The sequence below is a fragment of the Paenibacillus hunanensis genome, from assembly GCF_034055775.1.
Taxonomy (GTDB): Bacteria; Bacillota; Bacilli; order Paenibacillales; family Paenibacillaceae; genus Saccharibacillus; species Saccharibacillus hunanensis.
Genome location: NZ_CP139194.1, coordinates 2,996,439 through 3,021,898 on the forward strand (window position 1 = coordinate 2,996,439; position 25,460 = coordinate 3,021,898).

Sequence of the window (25,460 nt, forward strand, 5' to 3'; positions counted from 1 at the left end):
TGTATCCTCTTTTCTTTAATGATCAACTGCTGGCTGTGTAAGCGGAGCAGTAGCTGGACGAATGAGAGCCGTACGCAGCCATGTCACACCCCAGGTGATCAACGTGATTAACAGCAGATTGAGCACAAATGAACCGACTGGCGCATCATTATAAATCAAACGCAGATAGCCCTGAATCGCATTCGGTGCGGGTAGAAAGGAACCGATATGCCGATAAAATGGCGTCAGCATCGCCGCTGGAATAATATTGCCTGCTGTCATGAGCTGGAGCGGAATGAGCGCTACATTAAATAACGGTGCAGCATTGCCAAATAGAGCAAATGCCATCTGTGTCACCCCGATGCTAGCTGCATATACGAGCATATGAAAGCCCCACATTTGCCAGAACGATGCCGCCGTATCGGCAAATAGCATTGCAACACTGGTAACAATCAAAGATCCAAATAGCGCCACGCCTACAAGCAGGAGCTGTCTTCCCCAGAAAATATCCCATTTGCGATGGCTACGTTTTAGCATCATGGAAGCAAGATTCAGCTGAATATTCATCGTCATCACACCAATATACGTAACAAAGCCCAGAATCATCGGCAGCATCGATATTGCAAAATTACGAATCGAATGGGTTTTAATGATATTCGTGCTGACAATCTGCTCCTGCACATCGCCAAAGGCTTGCTTGCCTACAGCTGCTGAAATAGCTGGAGCCGAAGCTTCCATCATTGATTTGGCGATATCTGAATTGGCTTCATTTACATAATACGAGAGCTGTGCAGATTGCTTGCTGCTACCTTCCTCTGTAAATTCAGCTGGGATCGCAATGACCATCATGACCTCACCCTGATCCATCTGCTGCTGCGCTTGTTGCAGCGACGAATACATAACCGATTGATACGGCATCTGCTGGATCATACGCTCTATAATTACTGCACCCGAACGACCATCCTCATTCACAATACCAACCTTCAACTGATCAAGCCGTTCGGTTGCCCCGTTATATCCGGTCATCCACACGATCGTAAATAATAACGGTACAAATACGGCGAATACGAGACCAATCTTCGTCTGAACAATACTTAAAAATGCCTTGCAGGTGTGTAAAGCTTGCATAGGTTATTCCACTCCACTTCTTTGTCTGTATATAAATAGATGGTTAGCCTATAAAAGGCTATGCATCTATTTGTCCAAAAAATGAGCCGACCTTATTCAGTCGGACAAATTTTCATAGATATGATTTACGGCATCCTGTAGCGAATGGTCGGCTTTTCCTTGATATCGATCATAAATATCATGATCCAATCTCTCCATAATAGGCTCTGCCTGCTGTAAAAGCGCCACGCCCTCCTCGGTAAGATGCACAACGACCGCACGACGATCAGCTGGATCGACATGACGTGCAATCAACTGCTTTTTTTCCAGTCGTTCTAGCGTTTTCCCAATGCTCGTCTGATCGCGCTCATGGATATTTGCTAGCTTTTTCTGAGACATCCCTTCATATTTACTCAATTGATGCAGGATGCCAAACTGCTCTGGCGTGATATCCAGTGAGCTTAGTAATTGAGTCGCTCTCTTTTTATAAGCCAGATACGTACGTGATAATAATAATCCTAAAGACTGCTCATCTGAATGAAGAGGCATCGTATTCCTCCTTCAACAAAATACTAGCATAGCCGATAATCGACTATGCTAGTATATGTGGTGGATATGAAATTTGTCAAAGCTTTTTTGTATAGCCTGTATCTCAATCACGTGGATAGTTGATGTCCATGATATCCATAAATGGCACCTTGTACAGGTCTTCAACTGTCTGTACATGTACCTTACCTGTACGTGAATCCATTTTAACAATTTCACCGCGCACCGTTTCTTCCCAGCCCCAGACGGTCAGCACAATAATCGACTTTTCATGAAATGCTTCTGTTAGCTGATTACCGAGCTCTTCCAGAACAAATTCATCGCGTGTTGGACGCTTGGCCACTTTTGCTTTAGCCAATGTAAGACCTCCCTAGTATGTTCTCCTTTTCATTTTAACGTTTCATCTCCAGTGTTACAATAGTTTACGAGAAAAAATAAGAACAAATGTTCCGAATGATAGATTGATCGAACCCGGAACAGCTATAGCAAGGTGTTAAAGCTGGAATTTCTTTCAAAACGTATCCAGCGATTCGTGGAAAGCAATCTGATAGCAAATCAAAAATATAACTGCAAACCAAAAACCTAACTGCACATCAAAAACCGCTCTGTGCTATGTATAGCCTAAGAGCGGTTCGTTTGGATAAGACTTATATCATATTCGCGCTTCATAAAGTAACGCTCATTTAAAATCAAACTTTCAATTATACGCTTATACGCTCGATGGGAGCATGCTTGTATCTTCCCCAGCATGTATGCCTCAATGGTTATTTAACAATCATCACCGGAGCGGACGCGCGCTGGGTTACATAGCGGCTCACACTGCCCTTCATAAACTCGCCCATCGTATTCAGTCCCCGACTGCCCATAATGATCAGATCAGGCTTCGATTGCATCGAATAATCGACAATTCCCTTCGCTGCACTACCACAGATGATGACGGTTTTAGCATTCGGAATTCTGGAGATCATCTCTCGCAGATTGCGTCGCACTTCGTCCTCTTTATGGTCAAAATAAGCTTCCAATTCACTCGACGTCATAATGAGCGGCTGACGTAGCTCATCTACCGTTGCAGAATCAACATACAGAATCTCAAGCTCCGCCTGTAGACCTTCAGCCAGCGCTGCTGCTCGTTCCAGCGCACGCTGGGAATGCAATGAACCATCATAGGGGACAAGAACATGCGAGATCGCCATCATATATTCCTCCTTTAAAATGGAATTACAGTCATCATGCTTGATGAAGCGCTATCTGAATGAGACAAGAGATTAAAAACGATGCTTATTATTAAAATAACTCCAATTTATGTAAAATGCAAGCGTTTTCATATTTTGTTATGAAACCTTAATCTATCCTATATTCAGTAAGATCGGCTCATGAACCGTATTAAAAAATAATACAAGCATACCCTCTCATATAGAGGTCGGCATGCTTGTACCATTTACGATTAATATTATTCTGTTTAATTCGTAATATCGTTTAATTGCTAATGCCATTGGTATATCAGGTGAGGTAAATCCTGCCTATATGGTTTTATGTGAGTATGCCTATGGCATGTATAGGTGGGCAGGCGCTTACTTCAAACGATTTCTCTATGAATGGAGATAAGTAAGGCAAGCTATAAAGCCTGTCAAGCCATTCAAGCCTTTCGTAGCCAGACGGACATCTCTCCTTCTCCACGGTTGCCCCATAGGAAGTATGGCACAGCGGTAAAGGATTGTTCGACACGTGCAGGTGGCTGTAAGCGATATAAGGAGGAATCTGCATCTGCATTTTGCTCGCGTATAGCCTGACCCTTAATTACTGTGCAGCCGCCTAGCAGGTTAGGATCGTATTGGGCTTCGAGTGGAGCTTCTGTTGTAATCGCCAGTGAAGCGAGCTGATCTCCATTGTCTGCCTCTTCTATGCAGTATACCAAGGGGCCGCGTTGTAAAGCGATGCGTCCTGCATTGGCACGAAGCTCAGGGTGAGCGTACAGGATTTGTACGTCCATTTGCATATGCCATTCGATCGTATCTGTCGCTGTCCATTCACGCTGGATATATACGTACCCATTGCGTAGCATGGAGGAATGATCGATCGGCTCTCCGTTTACAATAAGCTTAGCTTTGTAACACCAGCCAGGTAGGCGCAGTGCCAGTGTGAACGAAACAGGCTGTTCCATTTTGAAGCTAAAGCTGGCTATTCCGTCCCATGGATAATGGGTTGCTTGCTGAATCGTGATATCCGATCCATTCATATGAAGGATGGATTCATTGCCGATGAACAGATGGGTATAGATGGTGTCCGCATCGCTTGTGTATATATACTGCCCCAGTGAAGTGATCAGTCTGGCTACATTAGGTGGGCAGCAGGAGCAGCCAAACCATTTTTGTCGTACAGGCTTTACATGCTCGCGATCCGGGTTGCGATGGCTTGCAGCTGGCCATACTTCAAGCGGGTTAACATAGAAATAATGCTTACCGTCCTGCGACATGCCACCGATCACATTGTTGTACAGCGCTCGCTCCAGCACATCGCCATATTCACCGCGTGGCTCTAATTGCAGCATTCGATGAGCGAAGAATACCATGCCTACTGCGGCGCATGTTTCGGAATAGATCGTATCGTTAGGCAGATCATAGTCAAAGGTAAAGGCTTCTCCGTGGCGGGTTGAGCCGATCCCACCTGTAATGTACATTTGCCGATCTACAATATTGCGCCATAATGTACGGCAAGCATCATGCAGGCGCTCATCCTCAGTCAGACGTGCCAGATCCGCCATTGCGGTGTACATGTACACCGCACGTACGGCGTGCCCGGTAGCGACCTTTTGCTCGCGTACAGGCTGATGTGCCTGACAATACTCCAGATTAATGCGGTCCTGCGGCTTGCCACCGTAGAAGCTGTAACGTCCGCGCTTTTCCCATTCCTGTTTTAAATAATTCGGCTCCTGTCCACGTTCATTGATGAAGAATTGACTCAGCTTTAAATACCGTTCTTCCTTTGTGAGTCGATATAGCTTCATCAGTGCCAGCTCGATCTCCTGATGCCCATCATAACCGCGCATTTGACCTGGCTTCGGTCCGAATTGAGCATCAATATAATCCGCCAGACGACAGACCACATCAAGCAATTGACGCTTGCCTGTCGCTTCATAATAAGCTACCCCAGCCTCGATCATATGCCCGGCAGTATAGAGCTCATGACAATCAACCAGATTCGTCCAGCGCTTATCTGGCTCCTTAATCGTAAAATACGTATTCAAATACCCATCTGCTCCCTGTGCCTCTGCAATCAACGCGATCACATCATCTGTCATCTGCTCTAGCTTCGGATCAGGAGATAGCATAAGGGAATACCCTACTGCCTCGATCCATTTGGCTACATCGGTATCCTGAAAAACGAATCCATGAAACTCACCTTCTCTTCTTCCAGCCGCAATCTCAAAATTACGAATCGCATAACTCGGCTCTGCATCAGGCACGCGATCATGTAATGCTTCATATTGATAAGGAATCACAACATCCTTTACTAATTGCTGATAATCTGACCAGAAGCGATCATCAATATGTACCTGCTTTGGACTTAACGTATGAACAGAATGCTGAATGGATTTCATGTGAATCAAGCTCCTTTCGAATGGGACTTGCAGTCATAGATCAAGCAGTCACAGCTGGATGTTTACACACAAAAGATACCGCTTTCAATTCAAAAAATGAATCATTTATAATATGGTTAATTAATATCATATGTATTAACAATTAACAAGAGAAAACTGTGCATATAACATTCCTATTGAGTATGGCTTGAATGTTACTTGAGTGCTGGTTCAATCGCTCTAATTCGGATTGATTTTCTTCTACATGCCCTACATCTACATGCTATACGTCGCTTTATCTATTTCTCTATGCATCTGGAGATAACGAGTCTGATCGTGTAGTTATTTTCCTCGACAATCAAAAAGCTTGATAGAGATTGGCAACGCACCGGGTATAATAAACGTACATCATGATAACGTGCATTATCGATCATGCAATAGCATTTCATTCGACATTTTGAAGGAGGATATTCCCGTGGCATTAATTCCGTTAAACTGTCCTAATTGCAACGGAAAAATTGAATATAAACAGGATGAGGTTTTAAAGTGTCCCTATTGTGGAACAGAGCTTTTGCTGGAACAGAACAAGGTTTATTATGTCGATCAAACGATTAACCATTATCATGGCGCAGCTCCTCCAGCTAAGGCAGCCCCGTCCTTGACTATTCCCGTACGGCTACTGCTCATTCTGGTCATGCTTATGATCGTTGGTACAGGAGCATATGTGTATTATTTGATGAAAGATACGTCTCCTCAGACGGTAGCGAACGAGTCGGTACGGACGATGCCAGAGAGCGAGGTGCTGCTATCCTTTTTACGTGATATTTTCCATAAAGGCTCTGCTGCGCCCACAGAAGCAGAATTGGCTCGTATTCGTTATTTGAGCGTAGACTATTCAGAAGATAAGCAGTGGCAATTTACATATAGCTTTGCTGATCCTTTCAGTGATGAAAAAGCTGAAAAGATCACCTATGTCACGCAGGACAAAAAACTCAATGGCGAGCGAATCGATCAGCGAGATTTTGAAGCATTCACCGGGCTGACCTCATTGAATTTCAATGGAACCTATGAAATCTCTCAATCTGATCAGACGACATTTGCCCATATCCCGGGGCTTAAAAGCTATGGTGGTGCATTTAACGAATCATTTAGCCAGTTTTCTGGCTATTTTGGCGACAAATCGAAGATTACAGCGTTATCTACACAGCTTCGTAGCAATCGTGAGGTGGCGTTGCTGCTGGAATTCCCTAATTTACATTCCTTATCCATTACGTATGTGGACGAATCGGTTACGGATCTCCAGTCACTGAGCAAGCTGCCCCTTCAATCGCTATCGCTTACCTTTGTGAATGACCTGGGCTGGGTATCATCGATGAATGGATTAACGTCCCTGTCCATCGAGCATAGCGATGCGACAGATCTGCAACCGCTGTTTGCGTTGACACAGCTTCAACATCTTCGACTATCCTTTTTGGCAAATGTGAAGTCGATCAACTTTGTGCAAAATATGCCCGTATTGCAAACACTTGATATGGATAATGTAAACTTTTCCAGTCTGAAGCCCCTAGAAGGTAAAGGTTCGATTACAACACTCCATCTTTCATCCTTAAATAAGCTTGGCTCAGTAAAATTAATCAACAGCCTATCTTCACTGCGTGACCTATCGTTATCCGGTTACTATGAACATGCTGACTCTCTCAACTTACCGCTTGCTACTAAGGTAGAGATTCCAGGGTCGTTTCTTAGTGGGCTGAAAGCACCCGTAGCAACCGAGCTTACGATCCGCGGTGGAAGTGGAGACTTGAATCTAGCCATGCTACAGAAATTTCCGAAGCTAAAGCAGCTCTCCTTATGGGAAACCAGTGAAATCACTGGGCTTCAAGCGCTCGATGCACTGCCTTCGCTTCAAGCATTAAGCATTTACGATAGCTCATTATTTTCGGAGACAGATGCTTTATTTCGTTTGAAGCATGTAAAATCGTTAACCTGTAGCGAATGCAGACTGAATATTAAACAGTCGACTGCTCCAACGAATAACACACTGGAACAGCTGACCTTAGACAAGCCTTATTTTAGTCTAAATAATGATTCGGTCACCGAAATTGACGAGGCAACACCATACCTGGCGAATATGACGGCTTTGCGTTCCTTTACTTTGCAGGATAGTAATCTGGCTTCACTGGCATTCATGAGCAACTGGCGAGCCATGGAGGAGCTTCATCTGGAGAATAATGCAATCTCCAATGTGGAGACGTTAACCAAGCTGCCTCATCTTGAACGAGTGTACCTTACAGGCAATTCGGTGCAAAATAAGTCGGTGCTCGGTAGCGATGTACAGGTATATTAATTGTTACTCATCAGCATAAACGTAATAATAGCCACTCATTAGATGAGTGGCTATTTCTGTGTGATTATACATGTTCAGCTAGCTTATGCTACTCTAGCTTATTAAAACAATCCATCAATCGTTCCACCTGCGTCGATATGCATGCGCTCTGCGGCAGGCACCCTTGGTAGTCCTGGCATCGTCATCGTATTGCCAGTTTCCACGACAACAAAGCCTGCTCCTGCCGATAAGGAAACACGAGTGACCTGAATCGTGAACCCGGTAGGCGCACCTAGTAATCTCGGTTGATCGGTAAAGGAATATGGTGTCTTCGCCATACAGACTGGCAAATGACCGAATCCCTGTGCCTCCAGCTGCTCCAGTGTACGGCGCGCAGCAGGCGCATAGGCAGCACCCTCACCACCGTAGATGGAGGTAATGATTTGTTCAATTTTACTTTCAAGGGAGCATTCATCTTCATATAATGGCGTAAAGGCTTGCGGTGCGGTTTCCAGCAGATGTAGTAATCGGCGTGCCATCGCTTCGCCGCCTGCGCTTCCTTCTGCCCATACATGCGATATCTCGGCTGGAACGCCCAGTCTACTGCATTCCTCTTGAATCAGCGCCAGCTCCTCTTCGGTATCACCCGTAAAATGATTGATTGCAACCATAACCGGTACGCCAAATGATTGCAGATTACGCACATGACGACGCAAATTCGCCATTCCATTTTGTAAAGTTGTGGTTTCATTCACACCTGCTGAATCGGTAGACGACTCCATGGTGCCAGTCTGTCCATTATATTTGAGCGCCTTCACCGTTACGACCAGTACAGCGGCGGATGGCGTCAGCCCGGATTGCCTGCATTTAATATTGAAAAACTTCTCTGCCCCCAGCTCGGCACCGAAGCCAGCCTCCGTTACAACTATATCTGCCAGCTTGAGCGCCGTCTTCGTACCGATCACACTGCTACAGCCATGAGCAATATTCGCAAATGGCCCTCCATGCAAAATAACCGGCGTGCCTTCGATCGTCTGTACCAGATTGGGCTTGATCGCATCACGCAGTAAGATTGCCATTCCTTCCACTGCCTTCAAGTCACTGGCAGTGACAGGCGCGCCATCATACGAATAGCCGATAATGATACGAGCCAGACGCTCCTTCAAATCCGACATATGCTCACTTAGACAGAGAATCGCCATCACCTCTGAGGCTGAGGTGATCAGATAGCCGCTCTCTCGTACCTCACCATTTCCACTACCCAGTCCGGTTACAATGCTTCGCAGGCTACGATCATTCATATCTACCGTTCGCTTCCAGGTGATTCTTTTCGGATCAATCCGTAGCTCATTGCCATGATACAGGTGGTTATCGATCATCGCAGCGAGCAGATTATGCGCACTCGATATCGCATGAATATCACCCGTAAAATGCAGATTAATATCATCTGCGGGTACAATCTGCGCCCGCCCACTGCCGGTAGCTCCACCCTTCATTCCAAAACAAGGGCCTAGCGAAGGCTCACGTAGTGCTGCAATCGCTCGTACACCTAGCGCATGAAGAGATTGGGAAAGCCCGATCGATGTTAATGTTTTGCCTTCACCAGACGGAGTCGGATTGATCGCCGTAACAAGCACTAGCTTTCCATTCGGCTGATCACGTAATTGCTCCATCAGCTCAGGCTCTAGCTTTGCCTTATATTTGCCATACGGTTCTATGTAGTCTGTGTCGATTCCTGTCTGCCTTGCAATTTCGATAATTGGCTTCATATGAAAAATAAACCTCCTGTGCTATGCTTATTTCTCTGGTATTATCCGGCATCGCCCTTGCGTTTGCAACCAAACGGCAAGGTGTTTGCGCTTTTGTCACATCTACTATGTAAAATAACGTCGAATCTTGTTATAATCTATGACTGCCGATGCTTTATAGCTAACTTTTCTAAGAGACTATACAATTATTGCTAAGAATATACAGGCATTTGACCGAACTATACTATATAGTGTGAATCATTTGAAATCACGAGATAAAGAACAATGGAAAAGCATGGTCGAGGGAGTGGAACGCATGGACAAAGATATGAATGAAATACCTCCGCTTCTTGCTCTAGCTCTGGATGCGATCGAAGATTTTGTGTACGTTATGCGTGTGCATAATGAGCAATTTTATTACAGCTATGTGAATCGTTCGGCTGCAAAATTCAGCGGTGTGAGAACTGAACATATGGGAAAGACATTTTTTGAATGCTATGCCCATGAGCCGGAGATGGCACATTATCTGCATAATAAGTACATGAAGGCTTTATCAGCCGGGCAAAGCACGCGCTTTGAGGACGGAAACGTGCTGCCTAACGGTAATTTGAGCGGAGAAAGCATTATCTCTCCCCTTCGTGGACCGGATCAGCGTATTACTCACCTGATCTGCGTTACGCGAGATTATACCGAGCGTAGCCGCTATGAGGAGAAGCTAAAGTTTTACGCGTATTATGATGAATTAACACATTTGTTTAATCGGCGCTTTTTATATGAGTACACGCTCAAAAAAGGCACCTTGTTTTTGCTGAACATCGATAATTTTAAAAGCATCAATGATATGATGGGCCATGAAAGCGGAGATGCTTTGCTCATTCAGGCTGCCGCACGAATCAAGCAGCAGTTTACGGATGGTGAGATCATTTGCCGCCTTGGTAGCGATGAATTTCTCGTTGTCTGCCAGAATAGTGAACGCTCGCCCTATCAGACTGCTCAAATGATGCTACGAGCGCTAAGCGGCCCTTTTATTTTAAAGGATCGTGAGGTTAAAATTACCGCTAGCATCGGTATCGCTCCATTAACACAGGATATGAACACCCAGACCGCGCTACGTCACGCCGATATCGCTCTCCATTATGCCAAAGGACAGGGACGCAGTCGTTATCATATCTTCGACACCTCTCTTCGCTATGAACAGATTGTACGGTTCCATCATGAGCTTGCGCTCAATCATTGTTTGGAACGAGATGAGCTCCAGCTGTTATATCAACCGATTTACAGTACAGAAAAGAATCGAGTGGTCATTGTGGAAGCTCTGTTACGCTGGTACAAGGATCATCAGCAGCTTGTATCGCCTGCCGAATTCATCCCTGTTGCAGAAGAGACCGGCTTGATCATTCCGATTGGTGACTGGGTCATTCGCCAGGTCTGCCGCGATTTGCCACTACTTCAACGTAAATATGGCAACCGGATACGCATTGCTGTTAATATTTCTCGGATTCAGCTGGATGATCCGGATTTCATTTACAGATTGAATCAGATTTTAGCGGAGGAGCAGGTCGATGCTAGCTATATTGATCTGGAAATTACCGAAAGTGTAGCAACCAGCAATGCGGTAGAAGAGCAATCCTCCCTTCTCAAGCTACGCGATCAGGGATACACGATTTCTTTGGATGACTTTGGTACAGGATATTCTTCGCTTAGCATGCTTACCCGTCTTCCTATCGACAAAATTAAAATTGATCGGTCATTTGTAACTCAGATGAATCCACCCGTGCTCAAGGCGTTAATCACGATGGCAGAAGCATTGAACTTGCAAGTCGTAGCAGAAGGAATTGAAGATCAAGAGCAATGGGATCGACTGGTAGAACTCGGATATAAGGAGTTTCAGGGTTACTGGTTCAGCTATCCAATGCCAGCTTGTAATCTACCGGATCTGGATCATCTATCTCCTGCCTAGTATTGCGATCAGCTCCGTCATATGACTGTGACGAGCATAGATATACACACATAGACAATAGGGTCGAATCTACAGGTAACCGAAAAAGCTGCCGCGATAGGACGCGAGCAGCTTTTTTGGTCATGCAGATCGATTCGTTGGAACCGTCCTGCTATATGAAGATTGATATCATATGCGATGCGATCATAAGTTTAATGCGATAATGATCGTTCGAGGTACCATTATTGTACGTTAATATTCCAATCGGTTACGGTCAGCTTACCGCTACCGCTCATCACATCGGTACCGAAGGTTACACCACTAATATAATCGCCTGTAGTCATCAGCTCATTGCGATCCAGCAGATTTTTCACAAAATCAGTCAGATTCAGTGAGATCATGTCTGTATTCGCTGTGCGTACAAACGTATAGGTTACATTATCGTTCATATTAGCGGAGGTTACCGTATTATCGCTGCTACTTGTGCTGCGATATACATTCCAGTTCGAACCGCCAATGCTTACCATATCGATCCATTGACCCCATGCACCCATATCGGTCGCCATCATGTTATCCATATCGCTCGACGTCATCGCAGTATTACCAGTGAATACATTCGTACCTGTGCTTGTTTCTGTACGATTCGACATATCGGATGCATCCATCATGCCTGTATCATCAGTCATAGCTGGATTAGCCGAGGTTGATGTGATTACCTTGATAGTTGCTTTTGGTGCTGTTTCCATGCCTGCCTGCTGTGTATTGTGAATATACAGTGTATAGCCTGTTGCATAATCACCAGTTACATCGGCTGTGGAATAGGCTACAGATGTATCGATGTTTTTCATTTGACTGCTGCGACTGGAGGTACTGTTGCGAGAGTTGTCACGGAACACGTCTACTGGCATATTGCCTGCTCCCTCATAGCCGTTTGTCCAGTGCCAGCCATAAGAGATTGCTGGTGAGGATTGAAGTCCTGTCGCATCGGCTGGATAAGCCCATTTATATCCAAAGGAGTTCGCATTGTCATAGAAAATCGATTGTCCGTTTGTCATGCTTTGATCGGAAGAAGTCATGCTGCCTGTGTTACCTGCCCAGCCCGTATTGGACAGATACGTGTTGCTGTTCAGACTGAAGCTACCTGTTGTTTCTGTATTTTCCTCGGCAAATGCTGCGCCAGGAATCAACAGCGATGCTGCCAGTGTCATAGAAGCAAGTGCACAAATCGGTTTTTTCAAATTCGATTTCTTAGTCATAATTAGTCCCTCCAATGATGTTGTTTGTTTGTTGTTATGAGAGGTCGATATACATTCCGACGAGACGTACATGGTCATTCGATTATACTGTATCTTAAAAAAGCACAGTAATTACCATCCACTCAGCCTATTGTAGCGATACTGCTATATATACTGAGTAATCGCAAGCTTGCCGTTCTGGTATGCGTCCCTATGACCGGGCAAAACTACCCATGCATTGCACGACATGATCCGTTCCGGCTCTGATCAGACCGAAGATCGTGAAGCGGCACTGCCACAATTATGTAGCCCAGCACACTTACGCTCCCAGTTTAACTTTCCAATCGTATATCGATGTTCCCAGATATTATTTACCCACCCTTTCATCAGTACTAACTACTTTTACCAAAATCATTTCAGAAATTTCCAACTTATGTCACAAGGTACATGGATATAGGCATCACTGTATGCATCCTTTTATCATATGCTGATACTTTTAATCATCCTGTTGTAGATAGTAAAATATAGCTACTCATTAAAAAGCCGTATCGGATGGATGGCACGATTGCACCTCCGTCCGATACGGCTTTTAGTATAGATTGCGTCACAGCTGACATACTTGCTTACTGTTGTTCTGGTAGTTCGATTGCCGCAACAGGCTCTCTATACACGGTGGTGCGGTTGCGACCTTCTCGTTTGGAAATGTACAGTGCTTCATCTGCCCGGGTAATCAGTTCCTCAGGGAACGTGCCCTGCTCAGGGAAGTTTACAATACCGAGGGAGATGGTGATGCACTCACCTGATGGGCTAGGTGCGTTACTAACCATATGGCGAAGGCGCTCTGCTACAAAATAAGCACGCTCCTTGTTCGCTCCGCGCAATAGAATACCCAGCTCTTCACCGCCATAACGGAAGCATAGATCGCCCTCACGCGATACATTACGCATCGTTGCAGCAAGAAATTGAATCACCTGATCGCCTACCGGGTGACCATACGTATCATTGACGAGCTTAAAATGGTCAATATCGAGCATAATCATCGAAAATGGCTCTTTGGCCAGACACCATGCTTCTAAGGTAGCATCAAAATTGCGACGATTAGCCAGTCCGGTCAAGCCATCAAGTGCTGTCTCGGTACGTAGCTTGCGAATATACTTTTGCATCTGTCTTGCTGTTGTTCGCAGACTAGAATAGAGCAGCTTGATCTCATACGTCGCCGAACGAACAGGCGGTAGATCATCTATACTCCATTCCTTTAACATACGATTTGAATATTCAGCGAGCATATGCAGCGGTCGCACGACAAGATACGTTAATAACCAGCCTGCCGCTAGCGTAATAAATAATAAAGGCAGCGATTGCAAGGCACTACTTTGCAATAAATTGTTCAGCGGCCCATTCACAATCTCCGCTGGTGTTTGAGATACAATGCCCCAGCCAGAGCCCATATTATACGCGTAGCCCGCATAGAACTGCTTTCCATCATTATCCTCATATTCAATGGAACCATTCAAGCCAGCGATCACTTTCCAGACCGCTTCATTTGAAGCGATATTTTTCCCGATCATTGTAGGATCAGGATGGAAAATAACGTTGCCCTTCGAATCGACTGCAAATACATACGAGCCATCCGACTCTACATTTTGCTCTAAAATAAGCTGTAAAATATTCGAGCTGTGCAAATAAATCGTTCCCGCAATATAACCGTAATAGTTATTATTTTTATCGTATAGCGGACTGCTCACCAGAATAAGCAGATTGCCCGTCTTACCGACAAAGGGATCTGTCATCTTTGACTCTTTGAGCTTAATCAAAGATCGGGAAATGGGACTATCTATACTCTTTCCGACCTGTAGCTCCTTCTTGTTGGATGGAGCAGTTTCCATTAATATTGTATCTTTGCGTACGATACTTAATGACTCAAAATACTCACTATGCGTTGCATACAGATCATTTAAAAGCATGGGATCAATACCTTCATTACGCTGCCAGATTGTCGCCATCGAATCGACGCTTTTCTGAATACGAACGAGCAAATTACCCGTAGCTGCGGATAGATCCATAGCACGATCATAATTACCGCTCATATAGTTATTGACCAGGGATTGCCTGCTGACGCTATACGACGAATGAATAGAAATCAGCATCGTGAGTACAATGGATACAATAATAATAAAGCTAACGATAGTTACAAGTTTAAACCCCTTTTTAGGATGGAAACTCAATTGCATCCCACCTGGCAACAAAATAGTATATCGTCACCATCATACCATAAGCACCCTGCCAAAACAAAGCAGAATAGCTGCGTTTTTGCGTGAGAATTAGCTACAATATTAGCTACAATTGTAGAACAGTGGTGAACATTGCCACTACCCTATTTACCGGAGCGTACGACGGCTGGACTTTTTAGCTTGGATAGCGTTTTGTGAATCCAGATCGCAGCCTGAGCCCCTTCACCCATGGCGATATTAGCCTGCTCGGAATGCGCTGCCAGATCGCCAGCCACCCATACATTTTCAATATTCGTCATTTTGGAACGAGGATTCGTCTCAATATGATGATTATGAAGTGTTTCTACACCTAACTGTTCAGCCAGCTCGGAATTAACATGATTACCGCCAAAGGCAATAAAGCCACGTTCTGCCGCGATCGACTGTCCATTCTCCAATTGAACCGACTCCAGCATACCGCCACTACCATGACTCACGCTCTGAACAGCAGCTTCAATATATTCGATTCCATGCTCCTGCAAGCGCTGCATCGTTTCTGGCTTGAATGGCTTCCCTTCATGATTGATATAGAGCAGCTGATCAGTACGCGGAGTCAAAATAAGTGCCATCTGCGCTCCCGCCTCACCTGAGCCCATAACAACTGTACGTCGTCCTTCGATCTCATAGCCGTCACAGTCCGGGCATACATACACACTGAAGCCAAGCGTTTCGCGAAGTCCGGGCAATCGTGGGAAACGATCAATCAATCCAGTTGCTAATAACAGCGTACGTGCGCGATAGCTCTCACCTTCTGCTCCTTTTAACAGGAAATGATCGTCCTTTTTCTGTGCTTCCAGTATACGATCCCCATGAAACTCAATACCGAGTGGCTCGGATTGCTGTCTGCCAATATCTCGAAGCTCTTCACCGGATACCCCATCTGGAAAGCCGAGCAGATTGCCGTAATTTTGACATAGTGTGGATCGTCCAACTCCTGCATCAATGACCAGCACGCGATGTGCTGAATATCGTCCAAGCTGGAGTGCTGCCTGAAGTCCGGCAATTCCTCCACCTACAATAATACAATCATAATACGTGTTGCTATCAATCATCGTGTAGCCTCCTCTGGCTGGATTCATATCAGCATCCGGCATAATGATGCTTATACGTTAATATGTAAACTAGCCAGTGCCATTGAAACGGTCGCTTCTATTTGATTCACTCTCTACTCCGATCAAAATGCTACTATACAGCAAAAATCCTGCCATTCATGAGGAATGACAGGATCATATTATGAGAGAAAGAAATAAAGTAACACAACTCGAAAAGCGACATCATCACAGCTGCACGTAATCGTTACTTAATCGTTGATATCGTCAGGTGTAAGCTCATACAATGTGCTTGTCATCATGCCCATACCACCAAAGCCGCCACCCTGCGAAGGATTCATCATCCCGCTACGTTCTGTATCGGTGTTGTCTGTGGACATAGTTGATTTGGAATCGCTGAGTGCATTTTGAACGACAGAGCCAGAGCTTTCTTCCCACTCGGAAGAAGGAACCACGGTTGCATGCTCTTCAATCCATTGTGTAAGCTCTGTCGAGCCACCACGTCCCATACCGTTTAACAGGAAGTATTTTACTTCACCGTTGTGAACCAATGTTTTCAGCTTGTCGACGGTTAAGATCGGATCACTTCCACTGTATCCTCCCATCGCCATGACGGCTTTACCTGTGCGAATAATATAGGCAGACGCGGAATTGGCATTATTCACTGCAAACAGATACTTCTCACCTTGATTGTTTTCCGTCACAAATTGTAGAAGCTTCTCATTCACCGAATCCGCTAAGCCCATGCCACCTCTGGAACGATTACGCGAGTTATCTGTTGACGTGGATGAGTCTGCGCCATTGCCTGCCGGTGCGCCACCATTCATTGCGCCTGTAGGCGCGCCCTGCGCAGACATTGCTGTATTGCCTGTACTATTGCTTGCTTCTGTAGTAGCACTAGCTGATGTATCACGATGCGTAGCTGTCATTTGTGCATCGCGATCTCGTGCTCCGCCTCCGCCAAAGCCCATTTCGGTAATCGGGCCTCCATAAGGCAGCGCAATATTGCTAGAAGGATTCATCATAGGGAACGAAGACCAGTACAATGGTGTTAATAGCAATGCGCCTGCTGCTGCCGATACGAGATAGGCTTTACCACGACTCATCGTCTGTACACGAGTACCGATCAGCAAGCCAATGGTAATCAAAATACCGAGTGCTGCAATGAGATAGAACCAGAATGAAGCAATTTCATTCCGATACGGATAGATGACATATAGCTGGAATGCCGTTGTAGCTGCTACATTAATCGGAAGCAGCCATGCTAACCAGCCTGTTCCCTGACGATAATATCGCCACCCTGCAACCAACCCGGCAGCCGCAATCGCAGCTACAGGTGGGGCGAGCATAATCAGATAATATTGATGGAAGAAGTTCGCAATACTGAAAAATCCTCCTACAGGAATGAGCCACATGAGCCAGAATACAATTTCGGTATACTTTCCTTCACGCCAGTTCACTCTGCGCAAGCCTGCGAACAGTGTAATCAAGGATATGATGGCAAATGGTAGCAGCAAACTCGCTTGTCCAGACAATGCTTTTTGGAACAGACGAAGCGGACCTACATCTCCTGTATTGAACATTCCGCCAGTTCGGCGCTGCATATCCCCACCGCCATTTGGCGGTTGCATCAAGCCTCCCTGCGCCATCCCTGCACTAATCGGATTCGCTGTCGCACTACTTGATGTCGATGCTGTATTCGTTCCAGCTTGGGATGTACTCGTGCCTGCACTTGTATTGGGAGCAGCATTATTCGCTCCTGGCATGCCGCCACCGCCACCCATACCGCCTGTTTGCGTCTCTCCCGTCAAACGGCTTACACCGTTATAGCCGAATGCCAGCTCTAGCACCGAATTCGTCTGGCTACTGCCAATATAAGGACGCTGACTGGCTGGTACGCTATCCACGATAACAGGCCACGATACCGATACCCCTGCTAAAATAACAGTGCTTACTGCAAGGATCGATAGCTTCTTTTTCCAATTCACCTTAAAGGCAAGCAGATAAAATACATACATCGCTGGCAAAATCATATACGCCTGTAGCATCTTCTCATTGAATGCGACACCAACCATAGCAAAGGCGCCAAAGATCCAGCCCATCTTTTGTAAACGAATGCCCTTGAGCAGCATCCATGTCGCAAGCAGCAACGTGAAGACAAGTAAGCCGTCCACATTGTTCGAGCGCTGTACGGCTACAGCAACCGGTGTGAGCGCCATAAATAGCGCCGCAATCCGTGCCACCTGAATACCGAAGGTTGGCTTCATGATCAGATAGATCAAGCCGACCGAGCCAACACCTGCTAATGCCGCAGGAAGAGTTACACTCCAGCCATGCACACCAAATATAGCCGCAAACAAGGTTTGCAGCCAGAAGGCTACAGGAGGTTTATCAATCGTTACAAAGCCCGCAGGATCAAAGGACGCATAGAAGAAATTATGAAAGCTCTGAAGCATGCTGGTTACAGCAGCTGTGTAGTACGAATTCGCATTCCCGTTATCCCATATGTGCCATATATTCAAAAAAGCAGAAAGCAGCAAAATGAGGATTAAGGGGATATCTACCCTTGAACGAGATACAGTAGTGGTGTTAGATTCCATTGGACTTCCTCCCGAATAATAATTGGATGATCTGACGCATCCTTTAAATGATCGGTTATGTAGAACAGAGCATGTCCGCCATAACCGTTAGCGGTGTTCAGATCATGGTGCCGATGACCCTGCTGATCTGATTGCTCTATTAAATATGATGTATATGTATTTTGTATGAACAACATTAAGAACAGCCCATAAAAATCTTAAAAATTCATAAAAAATAGAGCATCCGCAGAAGATCATCCTTTTCCACACTCATGATAGCGCTTATTCCTACCATCGATTGGAAAATGATCCTCGCTGATGCTCTACACCTATTGCTGTTAACCTTGCTGAGTCGATAACCATACTTTAACTTAGTCGATACCGATACTTTAATTTTACGATCCGTACAGCGATACTTTATAAAATTCTATACTTACCCATTGCTACGTTCTTTATCAAAAAAGTAATGCTCATAACGAATCTGCTCGCCCTCAATGAATAGCTTGCCATAGGAATAACGTGGCTGCATTCGTTTATCCGTAGGGGAGCCGGGATTGAATAGCAGCACACCCTGGCGCTCCTCGGCAAAAGGAACATGCGAGTGACCAAATACAATCACATCGACCTCATCCGGTTCAAAGGAGTGAAAGGCTCGATCCGGCGTACTGCCGCGAAATCCACCATCACCATGCACAATACCAATTCGCTTACCGCCTGCTATAATGATCTTCTTCTGTCCCAGACGCTTGACGATCGTGCCTGGATCATTATTACCGGCTACAGCTTCCAGAGGTGCGAGTTGCTCTAATAATTCATAAACGCCCCAATCGCAAAAATCGCCTGCATGAATAATAAGCTCGGCATCTGCCAGCCCTTCTACAAGTGTTTTGGGAAGAGTCAGTCGATGACTGAGTAAATGGGTGTCTGATACGACTCCAATGATCATAAGATCCTCCTTCAACTTTTTTGTTGTGTATCTGTGCTGGATTGTTTAGTAGCTTGTATCCTACCGTTCACGTAGCAAGCTGTCGCTATCTATATTTTCCCTGTTCAGGGATGTTTCCTTATCGTAGCTGATTTTACATTGCAGTTCAAACGGTAGAAGGATGATAATGAAGCTCACATCCAGCAATAGGCGACATCAGCATGCAAATTCGATATAAGAAATCGGTATGAGGAATCGACATGAGAAAAAAGGACATTCCGCTTTTATCCCCACAGCGATACCATATCATGCTCGCATCCCCACCTGCTCTTCATCCGTATCTCCATAAAAAAAGAGACAGCCCTTAACAGGCTGTCCAATGCGGAGGTAATACAATATAGATTAACAGTGCTCTCCATCAAGCATAAGGCGATGCTCCCTGGTGGCCGCCACGATATGGGGGAGACCATATACTGGCGTGATGGAGAGAACACCGATCAATCATGTCCAAGCGATAACGATCAACACCCTATTATTCAGCATTATCATTATACAGTGTGCATCTAAAGCATGTTTTAACTAAAGCATGCTAATTTATACATGATCCATTATATTAACCTTTCACCATTTCGAGTAAGCAGCATACGTATCGTCGGCTTAAGCACCTGCGATCACATTCACGCTTGCTTTACCGCAACTGGCTTGGACTTCGCGTTCGCCGAGTCGATCGCAGCGGAACGGCGTTCCTCCGGTGAACCGGATGCTTGAATTTTCTGCACCTTGTGCACCACTTCCTTGTTTGGCAGGTAATGAAGGGATTTGATGTAACGAATCGTTTTCGTTTTGGCACGCATCACGATCGAATGCGTCTCTGCGCGCTCATCTGCCAGATAACGAACACCACCGAGAATCTCACCGGGTGTTACGCCTGTTGCTGCAAAGATTACATCGTCTGTACCAATCATATCTTGCATCGTTAACACACGATACGGATCTTCAATGCCCATCGCCTTGCAGCGTGCGAATTCATCTGCATTTGCTGGCATCAATCTACCCTGAATCTCACCACCCAGGCAAGACAATGCAGCTGCGGCAAGTACACCCTCAGGTGCGCCACCGGAGCCAATATACAGATCAATACCAGCTTCGGGAAAAGCGGGTGCCATCGCGCCAGCTACATCGCCATCGCTAAGGAACTTAATCCGCACGCCTGTTTTGCGAAGCACCTTGATAATACTTTCGTGACGATCACGATCCAGAATCATTACGGTCAGATCCGCCATCTTTTTACCAAGTGCCTTCGCTGCCTTACGAAGTGTGACATCAACCGGGTCTTCAATACTCAGCTTGCCAACGAGCGCCGGGCCTACTGCCAGCTTTTCCATGTACATATCAGGTGCATGCAATAGATTACCTTTGTCAGCTACAGCGATAACAGATAGCGCATTATTCAGCCCCTTTGCTACGATAGCTGTTCCTTCCAGTGGATCAACCGCTACATCCACTTCGGGAGCCTGCGTACTGCCAACCTTTTCTCCAATATAGAGCATCGGAGCTTCATCCATTTCTCCTTCACCGATGACGACCGTACCATTGATCGATACGGAGTCGAACATCGCTCTCATCGCGAGCGTTGCTGCTTCATCTGCGCTGTTTTTGTCACCGCGTCCCATCCAGGGAGCCGAAGCCAACGCCGCTACTTCCGTTACTCTTACAATTTCCAATGCCAATTCGCGTTCCATGTCTTCCACTCCTTTTTGTGGGTTTTCAAAGAGAAATGATTTTGTTATGTTGCCTATCATAGCATCTTTCTTTGTTTATTTGTTGATTTTTTTGAAAATTTTCTTGTAAAACAAATTTATAATGTTGATAAATGATAATTATATGTAAATCAGATCATTTTATACGACATAAAACAACATTTATTTTTGGGATTATAGTCCCCTTTTTCGTATACATATTCGTTTATTTCTCAAAATTTTCACAGAGCCTGTCAGCTATACTTGCTACAATCCCGTACAATTGGTCGCTAAGACTCAATTTGCAAATTGAAAACTGCTTACAGAAATCTACACAATAAAAAGACGACTGATCGGGGGAATGATCAGTCGTCTATATTTCTGATAACCGAAACCAACATTAAATGTCCGTTTCCAACATAATAATATGTGGATTGTCTGAAGCTACTCTGCTTCCATTCTCTGTGTCGTAGGAGACATATACCACTATATCATCCACAGCACAGGCAGAGAAGCTTCTATATTATACAATACGGTTATCATGAATAACGCGAGCTGCTGGCTTAAAAAATACCTACAGCATCAAATGCGTTTTTCACAGAGGTCGTTTGACTTGCACTTGCACCATACAGATCGGTTGCAGCCTGTGTCATTGCTGCACGGAAATCAGCAAAGTCAGAAGTGGATGTCAGATACAGCGTCAGTGCACGATATACGATCGCGATTGCCTGGCTGTTACCAATACCTTTTACAGTTACACCTTCAAATGTTCCACCACTCGACAGCAGGTAGAATGCTTTGTTTGGAATACCACTGTTTGTGTGTACACCACCATAGTCGCCTGCTTCTGTATTTGGCAGGTTTTTGTAATCATCCATATGAGCTGGATCGCCATACAGTGTAGGATCAGCCATTGAGCGAAGCGCATCGCCGGATTTGCCAGGTGTGTACACATCTTCACCGATCAGCCAGTCATTTTTGCCCTGAATCACGCTACCGAACATATCGGCAATCGATTCATTCAGTGCACCGGATTGATTCATGTATTCGAGGTTTGCTGTATGTTCAACAACGCCGTGTGTCATTTCGTGACCGACTACATCCAGCGCCCCAGACAGCGAGGTGAATACCTTACCATCTCCATCGCCATATACCATGTAGGAGCCATTCCAGAAGGCATTGTTATACTTGGAACCATAGTGTGTGACCGAACGAATACTCATACCAGAGCCGTCGATGCTGTTACGGTTAAATGTATTTTTGTAGAAGTCATATACTTTCGCTGCATACGCATGGGCATCTACGGCAGCTGGATCATTGAAGACCGAGCTGGTGCTGGAAACCGTCGACATGGAGCCGGATGTACGGTTGTTGATTGTATACGTTTCGATACCACCACCACGTGTTGTATCACGCAGAAGGTAGCGTGTACCGGATTGTGTAACCGTCAGAGACTTGGTATCACCGAGCACCCCTTTACCTGTACCTGTTGCATGCTCCAGCAGATCGTATTGGAACAGGATCGAGCCAGATTTGGCATCAATGAAGTAACGCGTGCGCAGTGGCTCTGGATCAAGTACGTTCACCTCGGTTACATACACAAGGCGTGCATCCTGATCTTCTGGTGCGTAAATGTACAGCTTCGCTTGCTCCGGGCTCATCGCTTCACCGAGCGAGCCGATCTTCGAAGCAGCATCCTTCTCCGCAATAGAGACTGCCTCAGAAGCGCTAATGTTCGGTGTTACCAGATCGTCTGTTGCTGTAGTATCGTTAGCTTCACCATATACATCGTCAGCGACCTTCGTCTCGACCTTTGCCTCGCCTGTGTTCAGCTTACCGTATACGTCCTCAACAACCTTACCCATATACAGAGATACATTGCCGGCTTTGTCAAAGTGCAGCGTCTGCTCTGCTCCGTAGATCGGAACACCTTTGTACGTTTGCGCCAGTCGATAATGATCCGTACCTGTTTTGGAATCCGGCTCACGCTTGGTGATCTCGAACAGGTCTTTTACATTTTCAGATGCTGCACCGTTTGATACGAGCGAACGCTTTTGCTTCTCCAGGAACTTCCAAACCTTCTCATCGTTCGAAGAACCACTAATGCTCGTCTGAGTGATCATTTTCGGTGTGTAATCACCTAGTGGTGCGAGTTCGCTTGCACCTGCTGCGAAGATCGATGTGTTCGCACTGAGTAACAATGTACCTGCGAGTAAAAAGCTTGCTGTTTTTTTCATAGAATTATCCCCTATTCATGTGAAATGGTAAAGCTGTACCAGAGAAGCTTCTCCTGCTGTTGTTCCCTGCTCTCTCCTGTCTTCCAGTCGACACTACGGTTTCGATGCAGAGCAACGATTATGTACCAGATTGCTGCTGATCTAGAAAGTGTTCCCTTCACCTTCCTTTTCATTCCACTGTCTTGTAAATAATGTAACACCATAGTATGTGTTGGAAGAATATTATCATGATTCCTAAAGAAAATAAATACTTTTTTAGATGAATTAAAGGTATTTTTTATATTTTTTGGTTTAGAGATAACATTTAGCGTCACATTATTCAACAATTGGTCAAAAATGGTGTGAAAGTATTGACAACTGTTCAATTATAGCTATAATGCCTTTTTTGCTACTCCACTTTAGCTATTTCAGTCGGGCTATGTATAGAGAAGAGCAGTCGACATGCATCTTCATGCACATCGACTGCTCCACTTCATTTAGCAGGAAGAAGGAATAGATTTTAGTTAATGCCTACTGCGCTCAGCGAGTTTTTCACCGCTGTTGTTTGTGTGGAGTTTGCACCATACAGGTCTGTAGATGCTTGCACCATTGCAGAACGATAGTTCGAGAAGTTAGATGTGGATGTCAGGTAGTATGTCAGTGCACGGTAAACGATCTGGATCGCCTGGGAGCGACCGATACCTGTTACATTTACACCGCCAAATGTGCCACCCTGTGCCAGCAAGTAGTATGCTTTATTCGGGATACCACTGTTTGTGTGTACACCACCGTTATCAGCGCTTGTGTTGTTGTAATCTGCCATACGCGCTGGTTGTCCACCTTTTGTTGGATCATCCATGTAGCGAAGAGCATCGCCGGATACGCCTGGTGTGTAGATCGCATCGCCTACCATCCAGTTTTTACCTTCGATTGTGTTACCAAAGATATCCGAAATGGATTCGTTCAGTGCACCGGATTGACCATAGTATTCCAGATTCGCTGTGTACTCGGTTACACCGTGTGTCAGCTCGTGACCTACTACATCAAGGTCACCGGAGAATGCGATGAATTGCGAACCATCGCCATCACCGTATACCATTTGGGAACCATTCCAGAACGCATTGTTGTAACGTGTGGAATAATGCGTAGTGGAGCGGATAGCCAAACCATTACCATCGATGCTGTTGCGGTTAAAGTTAGATTTGTAGAAATCATATACTTTTTGTGCATATGCATGGGCATCGACAGAGGCTGGATCGTTAAATGTGCTACTGCTGCTTGTTACAGTGCTACCTGGCAGCGATGTGCGGTTAGACGCAGTGTAAGTTTGGATACCTTTACCACGTGTGCTATCAGTCATCACATAGGAGGAACCGGAAGTACCTACAGTGAAGGACTTGGTATCACCTAGTACCCCTTTACCTGTGCCTGTTGCATGCTCAATCAGATCATATTGGAACAGGATCGAACCTGTTTTTGCATCTACAAAATAGCGAGTACGCAGCGGAGATGGCTCCAGTACGTTTACTTCTGTTACATATGCCAGACGTGCTGCTTGATCCTCAGGAGCGTAAATATACAGCTTCGCTTCTGGCGTTTTTTGTGCTTCGCCAAGGGAACCGATTTTGGAAGCTGCATCCTTTTCAGCAATCGAGATCGCTTCGGAAGCGCTGATGTCCGGTTTCACCAGATCATTCTTTGTATCTGCATACACATCTTCAGTTACGCCTTTTTTAGAGTCCGATGCTTCCAGCTTAGCGGATACATCTTCAACTACCTGACCCATGTACAGAGATACATTGCCGGATTTGTCAAAGTGCAGTGTTTGCTCTGCGCCATAGACTGGGATGCCTTTAAAGGTCTGGTTCAGGCGATAGTGCTCTGTGCCGGTTTGAGAATCGGATTGACGTTTTGTGATCTCAAACAGTTCCTTCACATCGGCAGAAGCTGCATCATCGGTTACGATAGTACGTTTTTGCTTCTCCAGGAACTTCCATACTTTAGCATCGCCACTTGCACCAGTGATACCTGTTGTTTGCGTAATCAATTTTGGCGTGTAATCACCGAGTGGTGCCAGATCATTTGCTTCTGCTGCGAAAGCGGACGTTGTAGCACCAACGAGCAAGCTACCTGCAAGTAAAAGACCAACTGTTTTTTTCAAAGTATTCTCCCCTGTTCACTTGGTTTTTTTGTAATGCAAATGGTGGAACTTTCTTCACGACTGG

16 protein-coding genes are annotated in these 25,460 nt (G+C 45.4%); 2 read left to right on the top strand and 14 right to left on the bottom strand.

Features of this window, described 5'->3' with window-relative positions:
* Nucleotides 1-15: 15 nt before the first annotated feature.
* The 5 genes from SK066_RS12160 to SK066_RS12180 form a co-directional block, all read right to left on the bottom strand.
* A complete protein-coding gene (locus tag SK066_RS12160; RefSeq protein ID WP_320541693.1) occupies nt 16-1,107 on the bottom strand; it encodes a YhgE/Pip domain-containing protein in 1,092 nt (363 codons plus the stop codon).
* A 96-nt stretch (nt 1,108-1,203) separates the two neighbouring features.
* Nucleotides 1,204-1,635 (bottom strand): MarR family winged helix-turn-helix transcriptional regulator, encoded by a 432-nt coding sequence (locus SK066_RS12165; protein ID WP_188774743.1) that lies wholly within the window; start codon nt 1,633-1,635, stop codon nt 1,204-1,206.
* A 103-nt stretch (nt 1,636-1,738) separates the two neighbouring features.
* Nucleotides 1,739-1,990: a YolD-like family protein gene (locus SK066_RS12170; protein ID WP_188774744.1), complete on the bottom strand. Its 252-nt coding sequence runs from the start codon at nt 1,988-1,990 to the stop codon at nt 1,739-1,741.
* Nucleotides 1,991-2,396: 406 nt separating this feature from the next.
* On the bottom strand, nt 2,397-2,828 hold the full coding sequence (locus tag SK066_RS12175) for a universal stress protein (protein ID WP_320541694.1): 432 nt from the start codon (nt 2,826-2,828) through the stop codon (nt 2,397-2,399).
* Nucleotides 2,829-3,268: 440 nt separating this feature from the next.
* Nucleotides 3,269-5,230 (bottom strand): glycoside hydrolase family 127 protein, encoded by a 1,962-nt coding sequence (locus SK066_RS12180; RefSeq protein ID WP_320541695.1) that lies wholly within the window; start codon nt 5,228-5,230, stop codon nt 3,269-3,271.
* 550 nt (nt 5,231-5,780) lie between these two features.
* Here SK066_RS12180 and SK066_RS12185 point away from each other — a divergent pair.
* Nucleotides 5,781-7,556 carry a leucine-rich repeat domain-containing protein gene (locus SK066_RS12185; protein ID WP_320541696.1) on the top strand — a complete coding sequence of 592 codons (1,776 nt, stop codon included), beginning with the start codon at nt 5,781-5,783 and terminating at the stop codon, nt 7,554-7,556.
* A gap of 101 nt (nt 7,557-7,657) precedes the next feature.
* On the opposite strand, the gene SK066_RS12190 is transcribed toward SK066_RS12185, so the two are convergent.
* A complete protein-coding gene (locus SK066_RS12190) occupies nt 7,658-9,304 on the bottom strand; it encodes a formate--tetrahydrofolate ligase (RefSeq protein ID WP_320541697.1) in 1,647 nt (548 codons plus the stop codon).
* A gap of 295 nt (nt 9,305-9,599) precedes the next feature.
* On the opposite strand from SK066_RS12190, the gene SK066_RS12195 reads away from it, so the two are divergent.
* Nucleotides 9,600-11,243 carry a putative bifunctional diguanylate cyclase/phosphodiesterase gene (locus tag SK066_RS12195; protein WP_188774748.1) on the top strand — a complete coding sequence of 548 codons (1,644 nt, stop codon included), beginning with the start codon at nt 9,600-9,602 and terminating at the stop codon, nt 11,241-11,243.
* Nucleotides 11,244-11,464: 221 nt separating this feature from the next.
* Here the strand turns inward: SK066_RS12195 and SK066_RS12200 are convergent, their stop codons facing one another.
* The 8 genes from SK066_RS12200 to SK066_RS12235 all read right to left on the bottom strand — a co-directional run bounded on the left by SK066_RS12200 (nt 11,465) and on the right by SK066_RS12235 (nt 25,396).
* Nucleotides 11,465-12,478, bottom strand: a complete 1,014-nt coding sequence (locus SK066_RS12200) for a hypothetical protein (protein WP_320541698.1) — start codon at nt 12,476-12,478, stop codon at nt 11,465-11,467.
* 602 nt (nt 12,479-13,080) lie between these two features.
* Nucleotides 13,081-14,682 carry a sensor domain-containing diguanylate cyclase gene (locus SK066_RS12205; RefSeq protein WP_320541699.1) on the bottom strand — a complete coding sequence of 534 codons (1,602 nt, stop codon included), beginning with the start codon at nt 14,680-14,682 and terminating at the stop codon, nt 13,081-13,083.
* Between the two features lie 149 nt (nt 14,683-14,831).
* Entirely contained in the window at nt 14,832-15,779 is a 948-nt protein-coding gene (locus SK066_RS12210; RefSeq protein WP_320541700.1) for an NAD(P)/FAD-dependent oxidoreductase, read from the bottom strand.
* A gap of 248 nt (nt 15,780-16,027) precedes the next feature.
* Complete coding sequence (locus SK066_RS12215; protein WP_320541701.1) at nt 16,028-18,376, bottom strand: glycosyltransferase family 39 protein; 2,349 nt, start codon at nt 18,374-18,376, stop codon at nt 16,028-16,030.
* A gap of 412 nt (nt 18,377-18,788) precedes the next feature.
* Nucleotides 18,789-19,301, bottom strand: a complete 513-nt coding sequence (locus SK066_RS12220) for a metallophosphoesterase family protein (RefSeq protein ID WP_320541702.1) — start codon at nt 19,299-19,301, stop codon at nt 18,789-18,791.
* Between the two features lie 656 nt (nt 19,302-19,957).
* Complete coding sequence (glpX, locus tag SK066_RS12225; RefSeq protein WP_188774754.1) at nt 19,958-21,022, bottom strand: class II fructose-bisphosphatase; 1,065 nt, start codon at nt 21,020-21,022, stop codon at nt 19,958-19,960.
* 560 nt (nt 21,023-21,582) lie between these two features.
* Nucleotides 21,583-23,256: a M4 family metallopeptidase gene (locus SK066_RS12230; RefSeq protein ID WP_320541703.1), complete on the bottom strand. Its 1,674-nt coding sequence runs from the start codon at nt 23,254-23,256 to the stop codon at nt 21,583-21,585.
* A 499-nt stretch (nt 23,257-23,755) separates the two neighbouring features.
* Entirely contained in the window at nt 23,756-25,396 is a 1,641-nt protein-coding gene (locus SK066_RS12235; RefSeq protein WP_320541704.1) for a M4 family metallopeptidase, read from the bottom strand.
* Between the last annotated feature and the right edge of the window lie 64 nt (nt 25,397-25,460).

Excerpts from the sequence above, each read along its gene's own strand:
- SK066_RS12160 (WP_320541693.1), bottom strand. The coding sequence starts at position 1,107 with ATGCAAGCTTTACACACCTGCAAGGCATTTTTAAGTATTGTTCAGACG.
- SK066_RS12165 (WP_188774743.1), bottom strand. The coding sequence starts at position 1,635 with ATGCCTCTTCATTCAGATGAGCAGTCTTTAGGATTATTATTATCACGT.
- SK066_RS12175 (WP_320541694.1), bottom strand. The coding sequence starts at position 2,828 with ATGATGGCGATCTCGCATGTTCTTGTCCCCTATGATGGTTCATTGCAT.
- SK066_RS12180 (WP_320541695.1), bottom strand. The coding sequence starts at position 5,230 with ATGAAATCCATTCAGCATTCTGTTCATACGTTAAGTCCAAAGCAGGTA.
- SK066_RS12190 (WP_320541697.1), bottom strand. The coding sequence starts at position 9,304 with ATGAAGCCAATTATCGAAATTGCAAGGCAGACAGGAATCGACACAGAC.
- SK066_RS12195 (WP_188774748.1), top strand. The coding sequence starts at position 9,600 with ATGGACAAAGATATGAATGAAATACCTCCGCTTCTTGCTCTAGCTCTG.
- SK066_RS12200 (WP_320541698.1), bottom strand. The coding sequence starts at position 12,478 with ATGACTAAGAAATCGAATTTGAAAAAACCGATTTGTGCACTTGCTTCT.
- SK066_RS12210 (WP_320541700.1), bottom strand. The coding sequence starts at position 15,779 with ATGATTGATAGCAACACGTATTATGATTGTATTATTGTAGGTGGAGGA.
- SK066_RS12215 (WP_320541701.1), bottom strand. The coding sequence starts at position 18,376 with ATGGAATCTAACACCACTACTGTATCTCGTTCAAGGGTAGATATCCCC.
- SK066_RS12220 (WP_320541702.1), bottom strand. The coding sequence starts at position 19,301 with ATGATCATTGGAGTCGTATCAGACACCCATTTACTCAGTCATCGACTG.
- glpX (WP_188774754.1), bottom strand. The coding sequence starts at position 21,022 with ATGGAACGCGAATTGGCATTGGAAATTGTAAGAGTAACGGAAGTAGCG.
- SK066_RS12230 (WP_320541703.1), bottom strand. The coding sequence starts at position 23,256 with ATGAAAAAAACAGCAAGCTTTTTACTCGCAGGTACATTGTTACTCAGT.